The 25,029-nt window shown below is 45.2% G+C and carries 19 protein-coding genes; 6 read left to right on the top strand and 13 right to left on the bottom strand.

The window, feature by feature from the left end; all coding sequences use genetic code 11:
- Positions 1-93 precede the first annotated feature (93 nt).
- A complete protein-coding gene (locus tag NL645_RS16015) occupies positions 94-1,176 on the top strand; it encodes a glycerol dehydrogenase (protein ID WP_006742744.1) in 1,083 nt (360 codons plus the stop codon).
- Between the two features lie 54 nt (positions 1,177-1,230).
- On the opposite strand, the gene NL645_RS16010 is transcribed toward NL645_RS16015, so the two are convergent.
- From NL645_RS16010 to NL645_RS15990, 5 genes are all read right to left on the bottom strand, one after another.
- A complete protein-coding gene (locus NL645_RS16010; RefSeq protein ID WP_253652021.1) occupies positions 1,231-2,616 on the bottom strand; it encodes a heavy metal sensor histidine kinase in 1,386 nt (461 codons plus the stop codon).
- Positions 2,609-3,301, bottom strand: coding sequence for a heavy metal response regulator transcription factor (locus NL645_RS16005; protein WP_005392236.1), 693 nt, complete (start codon positions 3,299-3,301; stop codon positions 2,609-2,611). Before NL645_RS16005 ends, NL645_RS16010 begins: the two co-directional genes overlap by 8 nt.
- A 102-nt stretch (positions 3,302-3,403) precedes the next feature.
- Complete coding sequence (locus NL645_RS16000) at positions 3,404-3,781, bottom strand: DUF3316 domain-containing protein (protein WP_031815906.1); 378 nt, start codon at positions 3,779-3,781, stop codon at positions 3,404-3,406.
- A gap of 204 nt (positions 3,782-3,985) precedes the next feature.
- On the bottom strand, positions 3,986-5,818 hold the full coding sequence (gene glmS, locus NL645_RS15995) for a glutamine--fructose-6-phosphate transaminase (isomerizing) (RefSeq protein WP_005392238.1): 1,833 nt from the start codon (positions 5,816-5,818) through the stop codon (positions 3,986-3,988).
- Between the two features lie 114 nt (positions 5,819-5,932).
- Positions 5,933-6,694: a DeoR/GlpR family DNA-binding transcription regulator gene (locus NL645_RS15990; protein WP_005392240.1), complete on the bottom strand. Its 762-nt coding sequence runs from the start codon at positions 6,692-6,694 to the stop codon at positions 5,933-5,935.
- Positions 6,695-7,127: 433 nt separating this feature from the next.
- Between NL645_RS15990 and pykF the strand changes: the two genes are divergently transcribed.
- Together pykF and NL645_RS15980 are read left to right on the top strand one after the other, a co-directional pair.
- The gene (gene pykF / locus NL645_RS15985; RefSeq protein ID WP_005392243.1) at positions 7,128-8,540 is read left to right on the top strand and encodes a pyruvate kinase PykF; all 1,413 of its coding nucleotides are present in this window, start codon (positions 7,128-7,130) and stop codon (positions 8,538-8,540) included.
- A 157-nt stretch (positions 8,541-8,697) separates the two neighbouring features.
- A complete protein-coding gene (locus NL645_RS15980) occupies positions 8,698-9,384 on the top strand; it encodes a GntR family transcriptional regulator (RefSeq protein WP_258586607.1) in 687 nt (228 codons plus the stop codon).
- Between the two features lie 64 nt (positions 9,385-9,448).
- Here the strand turns inward: NL645_RS15980 and NL645_RS15975 are convergent, their stop codons facing one another.
- The 8 genes from NL645_RS15975 to NL645_RS15940 all read right to left on the bottom strand — a co-directional run bounded on the left by NL645_RS15975 (position 9,449) and on the right by NL645_RS15940 (position 20,276).
- Positions 9,449-11,329 carry a GGDEF domain-containing protein gene (locus NL645_RS15975; RefSeq protein WP_005392251.1) on the bottom strand — a complete coding sequence of 627 codons (1,881 nt, stop codon included), beginning with the start codon at positions 11,327-11,329 and terminating at the stop codon, positions 9,449-9,451.
- Between the two features lie 109 nt (positions 11,330-11,438).
- Complete coding sequence (ilvN, locus tag NL645_RS15970; protein WP_005392253.1) at positions 11,439-11,933, bottom strand: acetolactate synthase small subunit; 495 nt, start codon at positions 11,931-11,933, stop codon at positions 11,439-11,441.
- 1 nt (position 11,934) lies between these two features.
- Positions 11,935-13,659 (bottom strand): acetolactate synthase 3 large subunit, encoded by a 1,725-nt coding sequence (locus tag NL645_RS15965; RefSeq protein WP_005392255.1) that lies wholly within the window; start codon positions 13,657-13,659, stop codon positions 11,935-11,937.
- A 449-nt stretch (positions 13,660-14,108) separates the two neighbouring features.
- The gene (locus NL645_RS15960) at positions 14,109-15,917 is read right to left on the bottom strand and encodes a long-chain fatty acid--CoA ligase (protein ID WP_053809448.1); all 1,809 of its coding nucleotides are present in this window, start codon (positions 15,915-15,917) and stop codon (positions 14,109-14,111) included.
- A gap of 294 nt (positions 15,918-16,211) precedes the next feature.
- A complete protein-coding gene (gene calR, locus NL645_RS15955) occupies positions 16,212-17,171 on the bottom strand; it encodes a LysR family transcriptional regulator CalR (RefSeq protein WP_005379693.1) in 960 nt (319 codons plus the stop codon).
- 556 nt (positions 17,172-17,727) lie between these two features.
- Positions 17,728-18,774: an MJ1255/VC2487 family glycosyltransferase gene (locus NL645_RS15950; RefSeq protein WP_253652020.1), complete on the bottom strand. Its 1,047-nt coding sequence runs from the start codon at positions 18,772-18,774 to the stop codon at positions 17,728-17,730.
- A 3-nt stretch (positions 18,775-18,777) separates the two neighbouring features.
- On the bottom strand, positions 18,778-19,326 hold the full coding sequence (locus tag NL645_RS15945) for a phosphatase PAP2 family protein (protein WP_203342959.1): 549 nt from the start codon (positions 19,324-19,326) through the stop codon (positions 18,778-18,780).
- A gap of 152 nt (positions 19,327-19,478) precedes the next feature.
- Complete coding sequence (locus NL645_RS15940; RefSeq protein ID WP_253652019.1) at positions 19,479-20,276, bottom strand: SH3 domain-containing protein; 798 nt, start codon at positions 20,274-20,276, stop codon at positions 19,479-19,481.
- Between the two features lie 513 nt (positions 20,277-20,789).
- On the opposite strand from NL645_RS15940, the gene leuA reads away from it, so the two are divergent.
- The 3 genes from leuA to leuC all read left to right on the top strand — a co-directional run bounded on the left by leuA (position 20,790) and on the right by leuC (position 25,022).
- On the top strand, positions 20,790-22,337 hold the full coding sequence (gene leuA / locus NL645_RS15935) for a 2-isopropylmalate synthase (protein WP_006742733.1): 1,548 nt from the start codon (positions 20,790-20,792) through the stop codon (positions 22,335-22,337).
- 82 nt (positions 22,338-22,419) lie between these two features.
- Positions 22,420-23,511, top strand: a complete 1,092-nt coding sequence (gene leuB / locus NL645_RS15930) for a 3-isopropylmalate dehydrogenase (protein ID WP_253652018.1) — start codon at positions 22,420-22,422, stop codon at positions 23,509-23,511.
- 110 nt (positions 23,512-23,621) lie between these two features.
- A complete protein-coding gene (gene leuC / locus NL645_RS15925; RefSeq protein ID WP_039841408.1) occupies positions 23,622-25,022 on the top strand; it encodes a 3-isopropylmalate dehydratase large subunit in 1,401 nt (466 codons plus the stop codon).
- Positions 25,023-25,029 lie beyond the last annotated feature (7 nt).

The raw sequence follows: 25,029 nt of genomic DNA, 5'->3' as shown, positions 1-25,029 counted from the left end.
ACTTACCTCACCAAACCTAATATAAACCTTATCGCTACAATGGATTTTCATTGCAGTCAAAAACACACATAAAAAAGGTTAAAGGTTTGAATTATGGACAAAATTATTATCAGCCCAAGCAAATACGTCCAAGGTGAACAAGTACTTACATCTATCGCTCACTATGTGAAAACATTGGGTGAACGTCCGTTAGTCATTGCCGATGAGTTCGTGACTAACCTGGTTGGTGATGACGTCAAACAAAGCTTTGCTGACGAAAAGCTTCCACTCACTATGAACATTTTTGGTGGCGAATGTTCGCGCGTTGAGATCGAACGCATCACGGACATTTGTGCGACTCAAAAACATGATGTCATTGTCGGTATTGGTGGCGGTAAAACGTTAGATACAGCAAAGGCCGTTGCGTTTTACACCAAAATTCCTGTCGTGGTGGTTCCTACAATTGCCTCGACTGATGCGCCAACCTCTGCTCTTGCGGTGATATACACACCAGAAGGTGAATTTGCGGAATACTTGATGATCCCTAAAAACCCAGACATGGTCATCATGGATACGTCTGTCATCGCAAAAGCCCCTGTTCGCCTACTGGTATCGGGGATGGGCGATGCGCTCTCCACCTACTTTGAAGCTCGTGCCAACATGACCTCTGGTAAGGCAACAATGGCAGGTGGTTTAGCGACGCGTTCAGCGCAAGCTCTTGCGAAGCTCTGTTATGAAACCTTGCTTGAAGATGGTGTAAAAGCAAAAGCTGCGGTAGAAAATGGTGTGAGCACCAAAGCGGTAGAAAATATTATTGAAGCCAATACATACCTAAGCGGTATCGGTTTTGAAAGCAGTGGCCTAGCAGGCGCTCACGCTATTCATAACGGCCTAACCAAGCTCGAAGAGTGTCATCATCTTTATCATGGTGAGAAAGTCGCGTTCGGCACACTTGTTCAATTGGTGTTAGAAAACGCAGCGATGGAAGAGATTAATACGGTTCTCGCCTTCTGCCGATCTGTAGGTCTACCAACCAACTTATTTGATATGGGCGTTAAAGAGCTTAATCACGATAAGTTGCGCGAGGTCGCCGAAGCTTCAACGGCCGAGGGAGAGACCATCCACAATATGCCATTCCCAGTGACGGCAGAAAATGTCTACTCTGCAATTCTAACCGCTCATCAACTGGGTCAATAACCCAAATAACTTCAAACGAGTTTGAGTCCCAAAAGGCAAGTCAAGGCTTGCCTTTTATGCTTCAACTAACTTATCACTTCCATTGACACCTGCCGATGGCAACATCATGACAAACTGCGTCTTTTCTTTATCTGATGTTACTTTTATCTGTCCTTCATACGCCTGCACGATAGATTGGGTAATCGACAAACCTAGCCCTGCACCGACGCTACCTACATGTTGGCGAGATTTATCTGCGCGATAAAATCGGTCGAAAAGGTACGGTAAGTTTTGCTCGGCAATGGAGTCACCTTGGTTGCTGACCGATATCGTCACCCATTCATCAACCTCTTGAACGTCAATCACAATGGTTGAATCAGCATACGCATGGCGAATCGCGTTGGAGAGCAAGTTGCCCACCGCACGCTCAAACATGTTTTTGTCCATATAGAGCTGACCGTCGCCTGAGTTCACGATTCGAACCTCGGCATCTTCGGCCAATATTTCAAAATACGCGACCAAGCGGTCGATTTCCTCCCGCACCGCAAACACTTCGTCATGGCGATGAATGAGCTTGTTTTCAGCCTTGGCAATGTAGAGCAAATCGTTGATGGTTTTCGTGATGCGGTTGAGTTCTTCTAACGTTGAGGCAATCGCATCCTGATATTCCTCAGGCGTTCGACATGCACCTAAAATGACCTGATTTTGCGTAGTAATGTTGGTGAGTGGCGTTTTTAACTCATGTGCTATATCAGAAGAAAACTCGCTCAAGCGGCGAAAACCAGTTTGCAACCTATCGAGCATCGCGTTGTGTTTGTTGGCTAACTCGCGCAGTTCTATTGGCAACGAATCGGGGTCGAGACGAATGCCCATTTGCTCTGGGGATATCTGTTGAATGTGCTGATTCAACCCCACAATCGGCTTCAACCCACGTTTTACAATCCAACCGCTCAACGCGGAAGAAATCACAAACGCCAAACCGAGCGCCCAAAACAAAATCCAGTCGAGTTTATCCAAAAACAAAATATGGTGGTTGATACTCATGCCGAGCACCACCTGATACTCCCCAGCTTGAAACGCAAACGCGCGGATATTCAGCGAGTCCTCACTCCATTCGATGGCGCGCTCGTGATTTAAAACCTGAGGTGAGCTAATGCTATAGGCTCGGTTCTGAGGAATCGTCAGGCTCGAATTCTGATACACGTTCTGCTTGCCTTCAAACACCCACATGTAGAGCGTGCTGTTATTCGCTTGCTTGAACACATCCTCTGGCGAGCGTTTTAACGCTTTCTCAATGGCATTGAACTTACTGGAAATATAGCTGAAATCTTGCGAATAAAAGTGGCGCTCAATGGCGTACTGTAGGATGAAAGCCAAAGAAAAATAGGTCACGAACGTCATGCTAACAAACATCAGCACGAGCTTATTTTTCATGGAAAAAGGGAGCGAAAACTTAGGCATCACAACTCTCTTCGAGTTTGTAGCCCATCCCTCTGACAGTGTGAATCAGTGGTTTATCGAACGGTTTGTCCACTTTGCTACGCAGACGTTTGACCGCCACATCAATCACATTGGTATCGCTGTCAAAGTTCATATCCCACACTAACGACGCAATAGTGGTACGTGAAAGCACTTGGCCAGTTTTGCGCATCAACAACTCAAGCAGGGCATATTCTTTGGCGGTAAGCGACATCGACTGCCCCGCGCGCGTGGCAACGCGTTTGATCATATCAAGTTCTAAATCTGCCACACGTAATGTTTGCGGCGATGCGACCACTTGCGCGGAAATATGATGACGAAATACGTTTTGAATACGCGCCAGTAGCTCCGCAAACGCGTAAGGTTTTACGACATAGTCATTGGCACCCAGCTCAAAACCGCGCACGCGATCTTCCACTTGCTCCTTCGCTGTCAGCATGATCACTGGGGTGTGAATCCCACTACTGCGCAATGTATTAAGCACCTGCCAACCATCGAGTTTAGGCAACATAATGTCGAGGAGGATTAAGTCATATTCTTCACTGGTAGCGTGATACAGCCCATCGACCCCATCATGTACTAAATCCACCACATACCCAGATTCAATCAAACCTTTTTGCAGATATTCTCCGGCTTTGTGCTCATCTTCGACGATCAATATTTTCAAGTTCACTTACCTAGTGTGTTAGCGGGAGGATGAGAACCCAGTATAAAGCTCGAAAAAGAGCATGATGTGAACCACACCATACTCTTTCCCATTGGTAAACCATTATCGATTGTTATCTCGTTCGGCATAATGCACTTTGACATTCACTTTACCCAAATATTCCAACTGACCATCTTCATTCATGCGTTCTTGCACGGTCACGAAGCCACCATCTTTTAAATGCGTACTACGAGACTTCACATTAAACGTCAGGATATTGAGCTCTTTATTCAGTTCACGAGCCGTCATGGTTTTAAGTGAATTGAGTTCAGACAGAGCCTGTTGATAAGCCTCATCTGACGTTGCTGTCGGGGTAACTGAGATGGTTTTCATCTCTTCGCGGCTCACGTAGTTGCCACCAGTGAAAAGTGGTTGAGCGAATGCAGATGCGCTAGTGATTGCCATTACCGTTACAAAAAGAGCAGTTTTGATTGCGTTCATGTTGTTAACCTTTGAGTGCTTGTTTTCAATGAGGTCATTATTGAACACCGCCTCTGACACCACCCTTTCAACAACATGACATTTTTGTCATGAAAGCAACCTACTGGCGAAGGCTCTTGAGCGTTCCATCACGCTTAGAATAAGACAAAAAAAGCGGCACATACTCTCGCATGTGCCGCTTGGGATTTTTGCTGTTAAGCGTAATTACTCAACCGTTACCGCTTTCGCTAGGTTACGTGGTTGGTCTACGTCCGTACCTTTGATCAGCGCTACGTAGTATGACAGCAACTGCATTGGGATGGTGTAGTAGATCGCCGCCGTGATTTCACTAACGTGAGGCATCGTGATGATCTTCATTGTTTCATCGCCTTCGAAGCCTGCGTCTGCATCTGCGAATACGTATAGAAGGCCGCCACGTGCACGTACTTCTTCAACGTTTGATTTTAGCTTTTCAAGTAGGTCGTTACTTGGTGCAACCACAACAACAGGCATGTCAGCATCAATCAGCGCTAGAGGACCATGTTTCAGTTCACCCGCCGCGTAAGCTTCTGCGTGGATGTAAGAGATCTCTTTCAATTTTAGAGACGCTTCCATCGCGATTGGATAGAATTCACCACGACCTAGGAACAGTGTGTGGTGCTTGTCTGCGAAATCCGTCGCTAGTGCTTCAATGTCTTTCTCGAAAGAAAGTGCCGCGTTGATTTGCTTAGGAAGTGCGTGTAGCGCTTCAACAATCTCTTTTTCTTTCTCTTTGCTGACGCGACCTTGCTCTTTACCTAACGCCGTAACCAGCATCAATAGTGCAGAAAGCTGAGTCGTGAACGCTTTGGTTGAAGCGACACCGATTTCAACACCAGCGCGAGTCATGAACGCAAAATCTGATTCACGAACCAAAGAAGAACCTGCTACGTTACAAATGGTCATCGCCGCCATGTAACCTTTTTCTTTCGCAAGACGAAGTGCTGCTAGCGTATCGGCGGTTTCACCAGACTGAGACAACGTGATCAATAGGCTGTTTGGACGAGTCACAAACTTGCGGTAACGGAATTCAGAGGCGATTTCTACGTCACAGCTCACGCCAGCAATGTCTTCAAACCAGTAACGCGCTGTCATACCTGCGTTGTAAGACGTACCACACGCAACGATTTGTACGTGTTCTACTTTGCTTAGAATGTCAGCCGCATGCACACCGATCGCATCAGTTACAACAGAGTCTGCCGTGATACGGCCTTCCATTGTGTTGATCAACGCTTTAGGTTGCTCATAGATTTCTTTTTGCATGAAGTGGCGGTATTGGCCTTTATCGCCAGCATCATGTTCTGCGTTAGATTCTACGATTTCACGCTCAACCAGCTCGCCCGTTGCGTCAAAGACAGTAACCTCACGGCGAGTGATTTCTGCCACATCACCTTCTTCTAGGTACATGAAACGGCGCGTTACATTCAGTAGCGCAAGTTGATCAGAAGCCAGGAAGTTTTCACCCACACCAAAACCAATTACGATCGGGCTGCCTGAACGCGCTACTACGATGCGTGAAGGATCTTTGCGATCCAACGCTACCGTGCCGTATGCGCCTTCAAGTTGTTTTGCTGTTTTTTGTACTGCTTCTAGTAGCGTTTCTGAAGTGCGAAGTTCCCACTCAACCATATGTGCGATAACTTCTGTATCCGTTTGAGATTCAAACACGTAACCACGAGATTGAAGCAATTCACGAAGCTCTTCGTGGTTTTCGATAATACCGTTATGTACAACAGCAATATCGCCGGACATATGTGGGTGTGCATTAACTTCAGATGGTTCACCGTGCGTCGCCCAGCGAGTGTGTGCAATACCCGTTCCGCCGATCACTTTTGCTTCTTCTACTGCATCAGCCAATTCTTGCACTTTACCCAAGCGACGAACGCGCGTTAGGTTTGACTCGCCATCAACAACAGCAACGCCAGCTGAGTCGTAACCGCGGTACTCTAAGCGGCGTAGACCTTCAACCAAAATTTCTGCAACATCTCGTTGTGCTACTGCACCTACGATTCCACACATGTGTTTATCTCCGTTTGTAGTTTTGTTCTTCCCTAGCCATGTTTCAGATAGAGGCAGCAAGCAAAGGCCTGTATTCAGAGGGAAGTGAAATATGAAACTGATTACATTATTAGATTAGGCGCAAATGACTTTCACGCCATGTTGTTCAATCTGTATTTTGTGTTCTTGCTGAATATCAGCATCCGTCACTAGCACATCAATTTGATGCCAAGCGAGCTCTAAATTCGGGATCTTACGACCGATTTTTTCCGATTCGATCATGACGATCACTTCGCGCGACACTTCCGCCATTACCTTACTCAAACCAACCAATTCATTAAATGTTGTGGTGCCGCGTTCGAGGTCGATGCCATCCGCACCGATAAATAGCTGGTCAAAGTCGTAAGCTCGTAACACAGATTCGGCTACTTTGCCTTGAAAAGATTCTGAGTGCGTATCCCAAGTCCCGCCAGTCATCAGCAGTGTTGGTTCGCTCTCTAATTCATTAAGGGCGTTAGCAACATGCAACGAGTTGGTCATGACAACTAAGCCACGTTTGTCATTCAACTGTTGAATCAACGCAGCCGTCGTACTGCCACTGTCGATCACGATGCGATTATGGTCTCGAATCAGTGATGCCGCTGCTTTTGCCAAGTTTAGCTTTCGAGTCGAAACATTAGCGCTCAATTCTTCGTGAATGACTTCTGTTGGGATAGCAATCGCACCGCCGTAGCGGCGTAGAAGTTGGCCATTTTTCTCTAAAGAAGCTAAATCCTTTCTAATCGTGACCTCTGAGGTTTCGAATTTCTGAGCGAGTTCGTCAACGCTGACTTCTCCTAGCTCAGAAACCAAGTTAGAAATGGCGTGTCTTCTTAGTTGAGTGTTTCGTTTCGACATTTACGTTTTGAACTTAAGTTTCGATGTGAAACTTATTATAGTCAAACCGAAACTTTTAAGTCCATTTATTTCGATCCAAAAAATTAATATTTCTCGATAAAACCTTGTCCTAAGACAATTCTTAAACAGTGATATTGGATTCATTCAGTGGTAGAATTCGCCACCGAAAAGAAAAAAAATTACAGAATTGAAGGCTATTTTTTTGCAACTTTCTGCATATAAAGTGGGATTAGTCACAAAAAGGTAACCAAAATCGCCGATCTTTTAGTCATAAAATGACTAAACTTGGTGAAAGACTTTCAGAATCTGAAGTACTGATAATGAGGCGAAAAATCGGTGGGTGACAGGCACTAAATGTCATCAATAACGCCCTAACTTCAGAGTAAACAACCGACTTTCAAATTGTAACTATACTTACCGGAGAGTATCTTCCATGAAAAAGACCAAAATCGTATGTACGATTGGCCCTAAAACTGAATCTGTAGAGAAGCTAACTGAGCTAGTGAACGCAGGCATGAACGTAATGCGTCTTAACTTCTCTCACGGTGACTACGAAGAACACGGCACTCGTATCGCGAACTTCCGTAAAGTAATGGAAGCTACTGGCAAACCACTAGCAATTCTTCTAGATACTAAAGGTCCAGAAATTCGCACTATTAAGCTAGAAGGCGGTAACGACGTTGATCTAGTAGCTGGTCAAGAATTCACTTTCACAACTGACACTTCAGTTGTAGGTAACAAAGATAAAGTTGCAGTAACTTACGCAGGTTTCGCAGCAGACCTAAACGTAGGTAACACTATCCTAGTCGACGACGGTCTAATCGAGATGGAAGTTATCTCTAAGACTGAAACAGAAGTTAAATGTAAAGTACTTAACAACGGTGCACTAGGCGAGAACAAAGGTGTTAACCTTCCTGGCGTTTCTGTAAACCTACCTGCTCTATCTGAAAAAGATAAGAACGACCTTAAATTCGGTTGTGAGCAAGGCGTTGACTTCGTAGCTGCTTCTTTCATCCGTAAAGCTTCTGACGTTCAAGAAATCCGTGAAGTTCTAGCGGCAAACGGCGGCGAGAACATCCACATCATCTCTAAGATCGAAAACCAAGAAGGTGTTGATAACTTCGACGAGATCCTAGAGCTTTCTGACGGTATCATGGTTGCTCGTGGTGACCTAGGTGTTGAAATCCCAGCTGAAGAAGTAATCTTCGCTCAGAAAATGATGATCGAGAAGTGTAACCGTGCACGTAAGATGGTTATCACTGCAACTCAGATGCTTGATTCTATGATCAACAACCCACGTCCTACTCGTGCGGAAGCAGGCGACGTTGCTAACGCGGTAATGGACGGTACTGACGCAGTAATGCTTTCTGGTGAAACGGCTAAAGGTAAGTACCCTGTTGAAGCGGTAACTATCATGGCTCAAATCGCGAACCGTACTGATTCAGCGCTAAAAGCTGAGCTAGGTTCTCGTCTAGACAGCCCACGTCTTCGCATCACTGAAGCAGTATGTAAAGGCGCGGTAGACACAGCTGAAAAACTGGCTGCTCCACTTATCGTAGTTGCAACTGAAGGTGGTAAATCTGCACGTTCAGTACGTAAATACTTCCCAACTGCAAACATCCTAGCACTAACAACGAACAAGAAAACAGCAGCACAACTTGTTCTAACTAAAGGTGTGACGCCAGTTGTTGTTGATTCTATCGAAAGCACTGACGCATTCTACGTAGCAGGTAAAGAGCTTGCTCTAGAATCTGGTCTAGGTAACAAAGGCGACATCGTAGTGATGGTTTCTGGTGCTCTAGTCGCTTCAGGTACTACGAACACAGCTTCTGTACACGTACTATAAGACTGAACTTTTCATACTTCAGTTGATTGATAAAGAGGGCTTATGCCCTCTTTTTTTATATGGCTTTCTTGCTCTAATAATAGCCTAACTGTATCATTCACCATGCGCAGAATTGCGTACTGTTTAATTTTGTCGTCACGATTAAAATTTCTATGAGGTGTATGTGTCCAGTCCCACTCTTACCGACAAAGTATCAAAAATGATCCGTCAGGATATTCTCGATGGCGTGCTTAAACCGGGTCAAAAACTCGTGGTTGCGGAACTCAAAGAGAAGTACAACGTAGGAGCGTCACCCATTCGCGAAGCTTTGGTGCAGTTATCGTGGAGCAAATACGTCAAACTCGAGCCGCAAAAAGGCTGCTGGGTTGCACCTGTATGTAAAGATGAGTTGAATGACTTGTACGAGAGCCTACAAATGGTCTCTGCATGCCTACTAAATAAAGCAATTGTGAGTGGCGATGAAAATTGGGAACTGGACGTCCTAACCGCTTATCACAAGTTATCCCGCTCTAAATCTGGCGAAAGCTTTTGCTGGAAGGAATGGGAAGAACGCCATAATCAGTTTCTTACTGCGCTGTTTGAAGGCGCTGGCTCTGCCAATATGTTTGGTTTTTTCCGCGATCTACTCACGCAAATTAAGCGTTACCAATATTTTGCTATGCAAATGTTAGGTACTGGAAACCCAGGGCACTGTAATATCGATGAACAAGAAATGCTGATGAAGACGTCGTTAGATAAAAAGAGCCAGGATGCTTTAGGTTATCTAGAGCGTTATTTGAGACAGTCAATGCAGTGTATCGAAGCGGCCATCGACAACCAATATCGCATACTGGCTAGCGAATAACGCTGAGGCTAAAATAAGCATAAAAATCGGGGTCTATCCCCGATTTTTTGTTTTTGAAAAAGAGCTAAGCAATATCATCGAAACTATGGCATAGCGATACGCAGTTACGCCCTGCACTTTTGGATTCATACAAGGCAATATCAGCACATTTATAAGTACGCGTGCGATCAGAAGTTAAATCACTATACCCGGCGCTAACGGTAATCGCTCTATCACTGCGCAGTTGAACCGCCACACGTAACCGGTTCAATACAACTTCTGCTTCTTCGAGTGTGGTATGCGGCATGATCACCGCAAATTCCTCACCACCGACACGAGACACAAAGTCAGTACTGCGCACCTCTTTAAGAAGAGTCTCAGCGACACTGCAAATCACTTTGTCCCCTTCATCGTGCCCAAGTTCATCGTTAATGCGCTTAAAGTGGTCAATATCAAACAACGCCAAACACGCTGGGGGACTGTCAGGATAACGCTCAATAATCCCGGCATATTGCGCTAATTGCTCTTCAAATTTTCGGCGGTTCCACAAGCCCGTCAAACCATCTTTTTCACTGAGGTTGCGTAGCTTTTCTTCCAGCTCTTTTTGCTCGGATATATCCACCAGCGACGTGATGTAATAGCTTACTTTACCTGACTTGGTTAAGTTTGCCTGAATGCGCATAATGGCGGTAAATACGTGATTAAACTTGGTTCGACAACGAACCTCACCTTCCCAAACGTGCTCGTTCGCAAGCTTATTCCAAATATTGAGGGTCGACTCGAGATCTTCCGGTAAGAAAATTAGATTATGCGCATTCCAGCCTTGAGTATGCTTGGTGGAATAGCCCATCATGTTTTCAAATTCTTGGTTCACCATAATGATTCGGTGCGACGCATCTGAGATCATCACCGCAGTCATGCCATCAAGTGCAGCCCGAGCTAACTTCGATTCCATACTATGACGTCGATAGTGCAGGGCTAGCGCGGTCGTTGGTAAAGTAAAACCAAACACCAAACTTAATACAAAAAACGCTTCTTGGATTAAGTCATCAATATCTCGCTGAGATCGAGATAGTAATTGCTCATTGGTAAGATCAATAACCAGATGAAGTGGTTCACTAGAAACAAATTGGATCGTGCTATACGCAATCAAATTCGAGCCGTTGTACTCATAGCCCGAAACTTCTGAGATCATCGTGCGCCAAATGTTGGGGTACATCCGGCCAAAATTAAATTGAGAACGAGCTGGGATAATATTGCCGTACAAGCGTGATGACTTAGGACTAGCGATATAAAAGCCATCACTTTTAATTAACTCAATATGAAAATCCCGCACCGGTGAGTAGTTGAGTCGAGAAGATAAATACTCAATATCAACATTAAGAACAAGATACCCTTCGCGTTTCCCATTGAGAGAAATCGGCATCAGAATACGCAATGAAGGGCTATAAGGGTAAACAAGCTCACCATTTTCCCGCTCCAGTTCAATCCCCCACGACGCAATTTCATCATTACCTAAACCTTGCGCGTAATGAAAATAATCCCGCTCTGACTTGTCATGTAATTTGAGGGCGGGTGCAGCGATACCCGTTTTGAAATCGTAATTAATCCGTGCTTTTTCCTGACCGGTAATATCAAGAAAACGAATTTGTTTATATAGCTTTTGGTTGATCGCAACCGAGATCCACATATCTTCTAAGATAGAAAGGTTGACCCGGTTCGGCTGACGCAGATAGTCGTAAAGACTTTGGCTGTGACCGAGAAGATCGCTGATCGTCTCAATTTGATCCTGAATATTGTTGTATTCGCGACCAGTATAAGCCAGTTGGTGTAATGCTTCTTGAGCGGTATTCTCAACGTTACTCTCTAATAACGTCAGATATTTCTGATAATAGTAAACTGCAGTGAGCGCACTAAAAAATAGTGCTGTCGCCAACAATGTGCCGACTCGCTTAGGTATTTTCACGCGTCTACTGCCTATAATGCTTACTAAAACGACAATTATATCATTAATTGTTATTTTCTAAACAAAAAGCCACTTAGATTAAGTGGCTTTTCTATATGCAATTAGACAATTACGGTTTGAGTGCGCGCTCACCTCGGGCAATGCCCACTACCCCACTACGAGCAACTTCGACAACTTCAGTTACTTCAGATATCGCTTGAATGAAGGCATCCAACTTTTCACTCGTGCCCGCAAGTTGTACCGTGTATTGAGCAGCAGTGACATCCACGATCTGGCCACGGAAGATGTCCGCTGTCCGTTTCACTTCTGCTCGCGCAAAACCGCTGGCTTTCACTTTCACCATCATCAGTTCACGTTCGATGTGTTCATACTCGGTGACTTCTTGTACTTTCAGCACATCGATCAATTTGTGTAACTGCTTCTGAATTTGCTCCAACTGCATCTCATCAGACGTCGTGGTAATGTTCATTCGCGACAGCGTTTCATCATCTGTCGGTGATACCGTCAAAGATTCAATGTTGTAACCACGTTGAGAGAACAAGCCAACAACACGAGACAACGCACCCGGTTGGTTTTCCAATAGCAATGAAATAATGTGTCTCATATTAAGTTCTCTCCGTTTTGCTTAGCCACATTTTATCCATACCCTCACCTTTGATTTGCATCGGGTATACGTGTTCGGTTTCGTCTACGTTGATGTCCACAAACACCAGACGATCTTTCATATCCAACGCTTTTTGTAGCCCTTCTTCGAGCTGATCAGGCGTTTCGATACGAATACCGACGTGACCATAAGCTTCTGCAATCGCTGCAAAATCAGGAACAGAACTCATGTAAGAATTAGAGTGACGACCTTGATAAATAATGTCTTGCCACTGTTTTACCATGCCTAAGAATCGGTTGTTTAGGTTGATGATCTTCACTGGAATGTCGTATTGCATCGCTGTCGAAAGCTCTTGGATATTCATTTGAATACTGCCATCGCCCGTAACAACCACGACTTCTTCTTGTGGCATGGCAAACTTAACACCCATACCAGCCGGAAGGCCAAATCCCATAGTGCCCAATCCACCCGAGTTGATCCAACGGCGTGGTTTGTTAAATGGGTAGTAAAGTGCTGCAAACATCTGGTGCTGACCTACATCAGAAGCAACATACGCATCACCATTGGTCAGCTTGTGTAAGGTTTCAATCACTTGCTGTGGTTTAATTCGCTCTGGTGACTTCTCATAAGCCAAACAATTTCGGTCACGCCACACCTGAATGTCATCCCACCATGCGGTGATGGCATCTTCATCGTTCCCACCTTCTTGCTCTGCCAGCAGGCCAAGCATGGTTGTAAGCACTTTTTCCGCAGAGCCTACGATAGGTAAATCCACCTTCACGTTTTTCGATATCGATGATGGATCGATATCAATATGCATGACTTTTGCGTTTGGGCAGTATTTTTCAAGGTTGTTCGTCGTGCGATCATCAAAACGCACACCGATACCAAAAATAAGATCCGCTTCATGCATCGCCATATTGGCTTCGTAAGTACCGTGCATACCCAGCATGCCCAGTGAGTTTTTGTGCGTTCCAGGGAATGCGCCTAGTCCCATCAACGTACTGACTACTGGAAGGTTCAGCTTGTCGGAGAGCTCTAAAATATGTTCATGAGCGCCAGAAATCACCGCCCCACCACCGATATAAAGCACTGGTTTTTTCGCTTCTAACAGCGATTTAAGGGCTTTTTTAATCTGGCCTTTATGACCCGACGTCGTCGGCTTGTAAGAACGCATAGAAAGGGTTTCTGGGTATTGGTAAGGCAGTTTGATTTGCGGATTCATTACATCTTTCGGCAAGTCAATCACTACTGGACCAGGTCGACCTGTGGTCGCGATATAAAACGCTTTCTTGATAGTTTCAGGAATATCTTCCGCTTTTTTCACTAAAAAGCTGTGCTTGACCACTGGGCGAGAGACACCAACGATGTCACATTCTTGGAAAGCATCATTACCAATTAGGCTATTAGGTACGTTACCCGAGATAACGATCATTGGGATGGAATCCATATAAGCCGTGGCAATACCAGTAATGGTATTGGTCGCGCCCGGACCTGAACATACCAGTACGACACCCGGTTTACCGGTAGCGCGAGCGTAACCATCTGCCATATGAGTGGCGGCTTGCTCATGCCTTACAAGTACGTGTTTGATTTGATCGGTTTTGGCATGCAGTGCATCGTAGATATCCAAAACAGAGCCACCTGGGTAGCCAAAGATCTGCTCTACGTGCTCTTCTATCAGAGATTGAACCACCATCTCTGCGCCTGACAACATTGCTGTCATAATTGCTCTCCTTAGCCAGTTTCCTCACCGTAAGGTCAACGGATTGGTCTGGTTTTACATAGTCTAGGTCTTATTCGTAGCCTAATCGAAATACTTCCACGTTTTCGGCTATGTCTTGCGTTCGTCATAACATCCCGCAAGGTTACCCAACAAATGTAACGTTTTATTATCAACGGGTCTAATGAGAGGTTGGTCTACTTTTTAAACAAGATGCTAGTAATTAGAATGTTAGTAGGAATAGCAGCCACACATACCTTATTTCACAGTACAACCTAAAAACTTAACGTTTAAAAAAAGAACATTATTTCAGAACCTTTTAAGTATAGGGTGCTAAATAGCTGTATTTGGTGAGCAAAATAGAAAGAATCAACACAAACAAAAATCCCCAGTAATGCGCAATCACATCACTGAGGATTTTTTCATCAATATAAAATCTAAGTCAGCTTAAGTTACTTTTTCTCTGACTTTTCCTTATACATTTCTTCAATTTCATCTTGGTATTTGTCATTGATGACTTTACGACGCAGTTTTTGAGTTGGCGTTAACTCACCATCATCCATAGAGAAAGCTCTTGGTAACAGTTTAAACTTCTTCACCTGTTCAAACTTTGCCAACTCTTTTTGGAGATCGTTAACACGCTTCTCAAGCATTTCGACCACTTGGTGATGCTTAATCAATTCAACGCGATCGTGATACTTGATATTCAGCTCTTTCGCATACTCTTCAAGAGAATCAAAACACGGCACAATCAGCGCCGAGACAAACTTACGCGTGTCCGCGATAACCGCGATTTGCTCGATGAAGTGGTCTTTACCAATCGCACCTTCAATCATTTGTGGAGCGATGTATTTACCACCTGAAGTTTTCATCAACTCTTTGATACGATCAGTGATGAACAGGTTGCCATTTTCATCAATGTAACCCGCATCGCCAGTTTTTAGGAAACCGTGCTCATCAAAGGTCTTTTCGGTCTCTTCTGGCATTTTGTAATAGCCACGCATCACCATTGGACCACGCACGAGAATCTCGTTGTTCTCACCGATCTTCACTTGCGCGCCAGGCATCGACATACCAATAGAGTCTGGGTTAAAGCACTTATCATCCCAACACGATACTGTCGCCGTGGTTTCAGTCATGCCGTAACCTAACTTCACATTGATACCAATCGCGTGGAAGAATCGGCCTATGGTTTCATCTAACTTCGCACCGCCACACGGCATAAAGTTGATTTGTCCACCAAGTAACGCACGCAGCTTGCTCAGAACCAATTTATCCGCCAATTCATATGACTTGCGCAGCATGAGCGATGGCTGACGTTTTTCTTGATGACAAGCGGCCATTTTTGCGCCCATGTTCACAGCCCAAGTAAACATAATCTTACGGTGAATCGGTGCGCGAGACACTTTCTCATGAATCGCAGAGAAGATCTTCTCATAGAAACGCGGTACGGCACACATCACGGTAGGTCGTACTTGGCTCAGTGCATCACGTACCTGCATGGTGTCTTGCAAATAGCAGTTGGTCGCCCCTTTGTACAACACATAAAAGGTCCAAGCGCGTTCAAATACGTGTGACAGCGGAAGGAAACACAATGACACATCACTTTGAGAAAGGCTCAAACGTTGATCGTGCCCTTCCAATTGCGCCGCAATGTTTGCGTAGTCCAACATGACACCCTTTGGTTGGCCTGTTGTGCCCGAGGTGTAGATCAGCGTAAGTAGATCATCTTCCTTTGCTTGCTCTAAACGTGCGTCTAATTCAACTTGGTATGTGGTATCGCCTTTGGCGACAAATGCTTGCCAAGAGATAACGAAATCATGCTCGCCAAGTTCGATATCATCAGACATGGCAACAATGAGCTCTAACTGCTCGCACTGGTCGAAAATGCTCACTGCTGCGTCAAATTGTGGCTGCTCACCAACAAACAGCACTTTGACGTCTGCGTTGTCAATGATGTACGCCGACTGAGCGGCGGTATTGGTTGGGTAAATAGGTACTGTTACGCCGCGTAGTTGTAGCGCTGCAATATCAGCAATCGTCCATTGCGGCATGTTGTTCGAGAAAATGCCGATTTTATCTTGGACTCCTAATCCCTGAGCCAAAAGTGCAAGTGATAAAGCATCAACTTGCTGACCAAATTGCGTCCACGTAATACCTTGCCATTCCTCACCCACTTTATGCTTGAGTGCAACGCGTGTACCACCGTTCGCAATTTGTTCACGAATACGTTTAACGATATGAAAATCTAACTTGGCCATTCTTTTACTTACCTTTTGGCTTACAGGCGTAAGCTAATTGAGCGAACAAGTGTACTCACGGCTTGCTAAAACGCAACTGACCAGTATCAAACTTATCACTAATAAGAGACAACTATCACTTATACGTCGCGAACATACCCAAAACTGCTGAATGATTACTCTATTTAACTTACTGTTTCGATTGTTGATTGCTAAAACAAAAAGCCCCGAGAGACAAAAATCTCTCGGGGACCAATGAATTGTAAAAATTGATGATTACCAATATGGTCTTAACCGATAAGACCAAACGTCATCTTATTTTGCGGCAACCACTTCACCACAAGTGATCATCAGTTGATCGCGCAGCCAAATGTGGCCTTTATCTTTTTCACTTGATTCATGCCAGCTTAAGAAGCCGCTGATTTCCTTGTTTGCAAATGGGAAGTCTAGAATTTGCAGCTGATCGCTGTTTACCGCATTTTCTGCCATCCAACGTGGCGCGATAGTCACAAGCTCAGATTGACCTACCACATATAGTAGGTTGCTTAGACTAGAGCCTTCGTACGCGGCTTGGCAATCCAGTTCACGATATGCTTGTTCTGAGAAGCTGCGTTGACCGTGCACTTTCGATAACTTCGCATGTTTTTCGTTAAGCAGTTGCTCGGCCGTTACACCACCTTGAATGCGTGGGTGTGTTTTTGACGCGATAACCACTAATTCATCTTTGAAGATTTCAGTACTTGAGAAACCTTGCTCATCAAAGCGAGCATAATCGATCACGAAATCAATTTCTTGATAGCGCATACGCTCAGACAACAGACGGTCAAATTCTGCATCTAGGTGAAGCTGAACGTTTGGTGCTTGTTGATTCACTTTTGCCATGATCTTCGGAGCAAAACGCATGTCACAAGGACTGCAAATCGCCAGCTTAAATAAGCGAGTCGAAGATTCTGGTTGGAATACGGAGCTAGGAAGTTCATTACGAATCAGCTGTAATGCTTGGCGAATTGGGCCAAACAACTGACGAGCACGTTGCGTTGGCTGAATACCACGGCCCTGACGCATAAACAGCTCGTCGTTAAACATCACTTTTAGACGTGCCACGGCATTACTTACTGCCGGCTGAGACATGCCTAAGTTATGTGCTGCACGAGTAATATTTTGCTCTTGCATCACAGCATCAAATACAGTCAGTAGGTTTAAATCTACACCACGCAAAGTGCTTTCCATACGGTAGCTAGCAATTGCGCTCATCGCATCTTTCTTCTCTAACATTGAGTGCGCCTCTTTTGTAATCGTCAACTTTGTTCATTAAATTCATAACGAATAGAATCCCATCTCGCACAAAAGACGGCGGCTGGATTCGAATCATTTTACGAATAGATAACCTAACTTTTTATTATATTTGCTGTCCGGATACTTCCGGCTCGAACTGTACTATCAACTAATCGATTGCGGTTTCGCAACTAGATTGATATTTAATCAGTAAATTTTAGCCGATTAGGTATTTACCCTTTAAATAACAACAGCTTGATAAAAACATAAAAAACTATAAAACACGTAAAAGCGCATTCTTTGAGGAAGTATTTAGCAAATTGATGAGACGGATGGTCACCACACGCATGCATTTACCTCAGTTATTGGTCGAGAGCAAACCAACAGATGACGACTATATCTCTGAGTGAAATTTGCACTTATCAGTCAAATTATCAGCAAATACACATTGAATAGAAATGAAAGAGAGAGAATAAAAATGCAGCCTTCTAGATTGAAAGGCTGCAACAAAATCGTGTCAAAAATAGGAAGGAACAATGTACTTAGAACAACGTACTTAAATGTTCGACACGTAACTTGGGAAATCAACTTGCTCCCATAACTGTTTGGATAACTCCGCTTGTGAATCCCACGCGCCTTGCAATACCCAATGAACAATGGCCTGAGCAACATCTGGGTATTTCACACTTTCGGCTTGTTGCTCCTTTAGCCACTGGCGTACTGCGGAAATGTCTAAGCTCTCCATCGACATCGCAAGTCCTAAGTCTTCTAAGGTCGCGACATTGCTTTGTTGCTCAAACTGACCTGCGAGTGGCTTAAGCAATAATTTTTTTCCTAGAGACAGAGCTTCCGAAGGGAGCTCGAATCCACCATTGGCAATGACACCACTACAGCGATGTAAATGATGCTGAAAGTTGCTGTGGCATAAAGGGCGTAATTCTATGTTTTCCACTTGCTCACATTCGATCACATCGGGGTGATAACAGATAAACGCTTGTTGATTAAAGTGGAACAATAAATCAGAGATGTCTTCAATGGATTCGAACGGTAGATACACCAAAACAAAATCGTCATTTTCCGCTTGGCTATCGACGGTATGCACTATCGGTGGTAGCAAAGGTTGATCAAAATGATGCCAATGCAAACCAAGGTGGTGTTGAGAAGGCGCAAAGTATTCAATGACGGATTTGTCTAACCAACTCGCTCCCTTTAACGGCACTGGATAACGGAAAGCATTTTGATGACTGATACCAATCGACGGCTTATTTTGTTGTTTTGCCGCCCATGCCGTAACAGGCTCGAAATCATTGAGCACGAGATCATAGGACGACAAATCAAGCCGTTGAACTTCTTTGCAAAATTGCACTAAATTGTTACTCAATGCTGTTTTCGCATAGTTCACTGAACCTTTTTCAGTGATAAAGGTGAAGCCTCGGCGAGTCTGATAATCGCCAAACGCTTCCATTGAAAAGTACTTTTCAGGCGCTCGTCCAGAAAACAAAAAATCGACCTCAACATCGTGCTCTTTAAACGCATGACTCATCGCCCTCGCACGCGCAATATGTCCGTTTCCTGTACCTTGAACACCGTATAAGATTTTCATCAATTAGCCTCCCAGCATCGCAATCGCTAACCCACCACAAAAGCTACCTAGCAGTGCACCAATGATGACATCGGTAAAAAAGTGCACCCCCAATAAGATTCGCGCAGTTCCGATTAAACTTGCCCAAAAGAATGCAGCAACGCCTAGGCTCGGATAGAAATGATCAATCAGCGTCGCCATGACAAACGCAGCGGCAGTGTGTCCTGAAGGAAGACTGTAGCGATCAGAGGGGGTAATAAAAGCAGGAAGGAGTGCACTGAGTTCTTCAGGGCGACGACGCTTAAAACTGTTTTTCAGCGTCCAATAAATTGGCAACTCGATGGCAAAAGCAAGTAAACCCGCCAGTAAAAACCAAACTCCCTGCTCTTTATCTAAATACCAAGCTAATAAACCTAGCACCAAGTACAGATGTCCGTCACCACTGTGGGAGACTCCTTTACTGATGTTGGCAACTTGCTGATTAAAACGGTGCTTAAGACAAACACTAGAGAGCGCTAAATCAAACTTAGCAATGGTTGCAATTGGCTGTGTAATTGTCTCTATGGTTCGCATGTGGCCTTTCCTTACTTTGACAACGCCGTTGTGTGAAAAGTAGGAGGTTTAGGTGACAACTGCATGACGGGAGTTTGGACAATTAATGACAAATGCCAAATTAGAGTGTGCCCAATAATCTATCTATTGAGCACAATCATAGGAGAAAACGATTAAGAAGGGTTTGCTTGCTGCGGTTGAGGCGTATCGATATACCAGACTTTTCTCTTCTTACGACAGGCGCGCAAAGAGCCCATCGTCATGTCGCCATCTTTTGTCAGCTCGTAGCTAAGGGAGCGGCAAGTGTAATTTCCTGACAGTTCATGCTCTATGCCCGTTTGCTCAGTTGTGCTCGAAGCAGACTCTAAAAGAGGATTAGGCTGTGTAGAAAGAATGTCACGATTTACCACATTGCTGCGCGCATAATCCTTATGGACGTAACCTTTTATCACGCCTTTCTGTTCAACGAGAAACCAAGGTTGATTCACCACTTTTGCCAACACATTAAAAACTTCCCCTTTCGATAACACGCCAAGCTTTTCTCCTTCTAGGCTCGGCTTGGATCGCAGGTTTAATGTGGTCTTAGAGCGATAGGAGACATCCATAAACTCAACTGGGTTTGAGATATCCACACCGTCAGCTGTTGGTCGGAAGACTTCCGCTTGTTGTTTCTCACTAGGTTGCACTCGGATCTTCCACCACGAATAGGTTTCCGGATCTTTGCCTTTAAATTTATCTCGACTGTCCGACTCAAGAGCAACGAGCATTTGATTCAAAAACGACTCACGTCCCTCGTAGCTCAAGAATCGATCCATTTGATCATTAATCACCATGACACTCTGAGAGTGCTCATTAATAGCAACAGGGGAAATCTCTGCCATATAGGTTTGAGATTGAAACAGCTGACAACCCGATAAGCTGACCAGAGTAAATACTGCGGCTGAACGTCCAAATTGTTTTGCTAACCTCATTATTCCTTAACCCTTCTTTTTACCTAGTGCAACTGCACTACTATAAATGGTCATTCAAAACTTTTGCCAAACAATTCGGGCCTTTGTGTGACAAGTCGCAATCCCAATGTTTGTTTTGGTAATGAAACGTCGCAAACTTGATGAGAACTTGCCTCTTCTAGCACGTTTCTATCGCATCATGCCGTTTCACTTAGTGCATCATTTTTCTCAAGCAAACGAAAAGACTCATCCGATATGAATAAAAAATCGACTTTAGGGTTGACGCGCTTCATGGAGTGCGGTACTAATTTGTTAACTTAATTATGTGGAAAGCTTAACAACTATGTCAGCTCATTTTTCTATTCTGCTTAGCCTCCTCCTGATCGTGACCAGTTCGCGCGGGTAGGCTGTGGAAGAAAAATAACCACACCAATTTCTAAGAACCCGCATGAGAATGCGGGTTTTTTTATATCTAAATACTGGAAGTAAACGATTAACTTGCACGAAAGTGCAGAAATCAGGAAGGAAGCAAACATGAACGATCAGGTCATTATATTCGACACCACATTGCGTGATGGCGAGCAAGCGTTGTCAGCAAGCTTGACGGTTAAAGAAAAACTGCAAATTGCCTATGCGCTGGAAAGACTCGGCGTTGATGTTATCGAAGCTGGCTTCCCAATCTCTTCACCTGGTGATTTCGAGTCGGTACAAACCATTGCAAAAAACATCAAAAACAGTCGAGTTTGTGCCCTTTCGCGTGCCGTTGCGAAAGATATTGATGCCGCCGCTGAAGCATTAAAAGTGGCCGACCAATTCCGTATTCACACGTTTTTAGCCACTTCCACCATTCACGTAGAAGACAAACTACGCCGCAGCTACGACGATGTACTTGAAATGGCGGTCAACGCCGTTAAACATGCGCGTAACTACACCGATGATGTCGAGTTTTCTTGTGAAGATGCAGGTCGTACTCCTATCGACAACCTATGTCGCATGGTAGAAGCTGCCATCAATGCAGGTGCGAGCACAATCAACATTCCAGATACCGTTGGCTACACAGTACCAAGCGAGTTTGGTGGCATTATTCAAACCCTTTTCAACCGCGTTCCAAACATTGATAAAGCGATCATCTCCGTTCACTGTCACGACGACTTGGGGATGTCAGTTGCCAACTCTATTGCCGCCGTTCAAGCCGGCGCGCGTCAGATAGAAGGCACCATCAATGGCATTGGTGAGCGAGCGGGAAACTGTTCACTTGAAGAGATCGCAATGATCATCAAGACGCGTCAAGAGTTCTTGGGCGTTCACACTGGCATTAAACATGATGAAATTCACCGCACCAGTAAATTGGTGAGCCAGTTATGCAACATGCCAATTCAGAGCAACAAAGCGATTGTGGGCGCGAATGCCTTTAGCCACTCTTCAGGTATCCACCAGGATGGCATGTTAAAGAATAAGAATACCTACGAAATCATGACCCCTGAGTCGATTGGCCTTAAAAACCAAGCACTAAACTTAACCAGCCGTAGTGGTCGCGCAGCCGTGAAGAGCCACATGGACACCATGGGATACAACGAGGACGAGTACAACCTAGACGCTCTATACGCGGACTTCTTGAAACTTGCCGACCGCAAAGGCCAAGTGTTCGATTACGATCTAGAAGCCCTAATGCACTTCTCGAACCTGCGTGAAGAAGATGACTTCTACAAACTGAACTACCTAAGCGTGCAATCGGGCAGCGTAATGGCCACCACCAGCATCAAAATGCAATGTGGCGATGAAGAAATGTGTGAAGCGGCAGTCGGTAATGGCCCAGTTGATGCGCTATACCAATGTATCTACCGCGTGACAGGCTACGACATCGTACTGGATAAATTCGACCTAACCGCGAAAGGCGAAGGTGAAGATGGTTTGGGTCAAGCTGACATCATTGCCAACTACAAAGGTCGTAAATACCACGGCACGGGCGTTTCTACCGATATCGTTGAAGCTTCCGGTCAAGCACTATTGCACGTTATTAATAGCATCCACCGTGCAGACAAAATCGAAGAAATGAAGCAGAAAAAGATTGCGACTGTGTAATAACAACTGGGCTGCATGGCTCAGGAAAGAACACGCTCGTTGAAATAATTAAGCTCAAAATTAGAAAACTTAAAGGATTAACATGACAGACAAATCATACAAAATTGCCGTCCTACCCGGTGACGGCATCGGCCCGGAAGTAATGGCGCAAGCACACAAGGTATTGGATGCTATCGAAAAGAAGCACGGTATTGCGTTTGAGCGTGACGAGCATGATGTAGGCGGTATCGCGATCGATAATCACGGCTCTCCACTTCCAGAAAGCACAGTAAAAGCGTGTGAAGAGTCTGATGCAGTCCTATTCGGTTCAGTTGGCGGTCCGAAGTGGGAGCACTTGCCACCAAATGACCAACCTGAACGCGGTGCCCTACTACCACTACGCAAACACTTCCAACTGTTTTGTAACCTACGCCCAGCGCAAATCCACGCAGGCCTGGAAGCTTTCTCACCACTTCGTGCTGACATCTCAGGCCGTGGTTTTGACATCGTGGTGGTCCGTGAACTGACTGGTGGTATCTATTTCGGTCAACCAAAAGGCCGTGAAGGCGAAGGCGCGACAGAAAAAGCGTTTGATACTGAGGTGTACCACCGCTTTGAGATCGAACGTATTGCAAAAATCGCCTTTGAGTCTGCTCGTCTACGTCGCAAGAAAGTTTGCTCTATCGACAAAGCGAACGTTCTACAAAGTTCAATCTTATGGCGTGAAGTGGTCGAAGAAATCGCGAAAGATTACCCAGATATCGAGCTGTCACACATGTACATCGATAACGCAACCATGCAGCTTATCAAAGACCCAGCACAGTTCGACGTCATGCTATGTTCAAACATCTTCGGCGACATCATTTCTGATGAGTGCGCAATGATCACTGGCTCAATGGGTATGCTGCCTTCAGCAAGCCTTAACGAAAGTAAGTTCGGTCTGTACGAGCCAGCAGGTGGCAGTGCACCAGATATCGCAGGTAAGAACATTGCTAACCCTGTGGCTCAGATCCTATCAGCAGCACTGATGCTACGTTATAGCCTTGGCGAAGAAGCCGCAGCACAAGACATTGAAACAGCGGTGTCGAAAGCACTTTCAGCTGGCGAGCTAACAGGCGACCTTGCAGGCAACAACCCGGCACTTACAACATCAGAGATGGGCGATAAGATCGCTGAGTACATCCTAAACTCGTAATACAGAACAGATTCATAATAAATACTAAATCCTCTATCCACCAATGACTTACCTCTAAGTCATTGGTGCTAAAACAAAGCAACAAGGATAACGAGGAAAGGAAGCAAACAATGGGCAAAACACTATACGAAAAAGTCTACGACGCACACGTTGCCGTCGCAGCAGAAGGGGAAAACCCTATCTTGTACATCGACCGTCACTTGGTACATGAAGTGACCTCTCCACAAGCATTTGACGGCTTGCGTGAAAAAGGTCGTAAAGTGCGTCAGGTCAGCAAAACTTTTGCCACTATGGACCACAACGTTTCGACCACCACCAAAGACATTAACGCATCCGGTGAGATGGCTCGTATCCAGATGGAAACGCTATCGAAAAACTGTGAAGAGTTTGGCGTTACGCTTTACGACATCAACCATAAATACCAAGGTATTGTGCACGTTATGGGCCCAGAGCTTGGTATTACCCTACCGGGCATGACGATTGTTTGTGGTGACTCGCACACGGCTACACACGGTGCATTCGGCTCGCTAGCTTTTGGTATTGGTACATCTGAAGTTGAGCACGTATTAGCAACTCAAACGCTAAAACAAGCGCGCGCTAAAACGATGAAGATCGAAGTGAAAGGCAAAGTGGCTCCGGGCATCACGGCGAAAGACATTGTGCTAGCGATCATCGGTGAAACAACAGCAGCAGGCGGTACAGGCTACGTAGTTGAATTCTGTGGTGAAGCGATCACAGACCTTTCAATGGAAGGTCGCATGACCGTATGTAATATGGCGATTGAGTTAGGTGCAAAAGCCGGTTTGATTGCGCCAGATGAAACTACATTCGAATACATCAAAGGCCGTAAGTTCTCACCTCAAGGTGCGGATTTTGATGCCGCTGTAGAATATTGGAAGACATTAAAAACTGACGATGATGCCCAGTTTGATGCGGTCGTGACACTAAACGCAGCGGATATCAAACCGCAAGTCACTTGGGGTACTAACCCAGGCCAGGTTATCGCGGTAGACCAACCAATCCCAGCCCCAGAAAGTTTTGCCGACCCAGTAGAAAAAGCATCGGCAGAAAAAGCACTGGCTTACATGGGTCTGGAAGCGGGCAAGTCATTGTCGGATTACAACGTCGATAAAGTCTTCGTTGGTTCTTGTACTAACTCACGTATCGAAGACATGCGCGCCGCGGCGGAAGTGGCGAAAGGTCGCAAAGTCGCGTCTCACGTTCAAGCGCTAATCGTTCCTGGCTCTGAGCAAGTAAAGGCGCAGGCGGAAGCAGAAGGCCTAGATGTCATCTTTAAAGAGGCGGGCTTTGAGTGGCGCCTACCAGGTTGCTCGATGTGTCTAGCAATGAACAACGACCGTTTGGGTCCACATGAACGTTGTGCGTCTACTTCAAACCGTAACTTTGAAGGCCGCCAAGGTCGTGATGGCCGTACACACCTAGTGAGCCCTGCGATGGCAGCAGCAGCAGCAATTGCTGGTCACTTTGTAGATATTCGTGAACTAGACTAAGGAGCAA

The organism is Vibrio sp. Y51_MX_L26 (genome assembly GCF_024181935.1).
Classification (GTDB): domain Bacteria; phylum Pseudomonadota; class Gammaproteobacteria; order Enterobacterales; family Vibrionaceae; genus Vibrio; species Vibrio diabolicus.
This window is presented reverse-complemented; position numbering and strand designations above follow the sequence as displayed.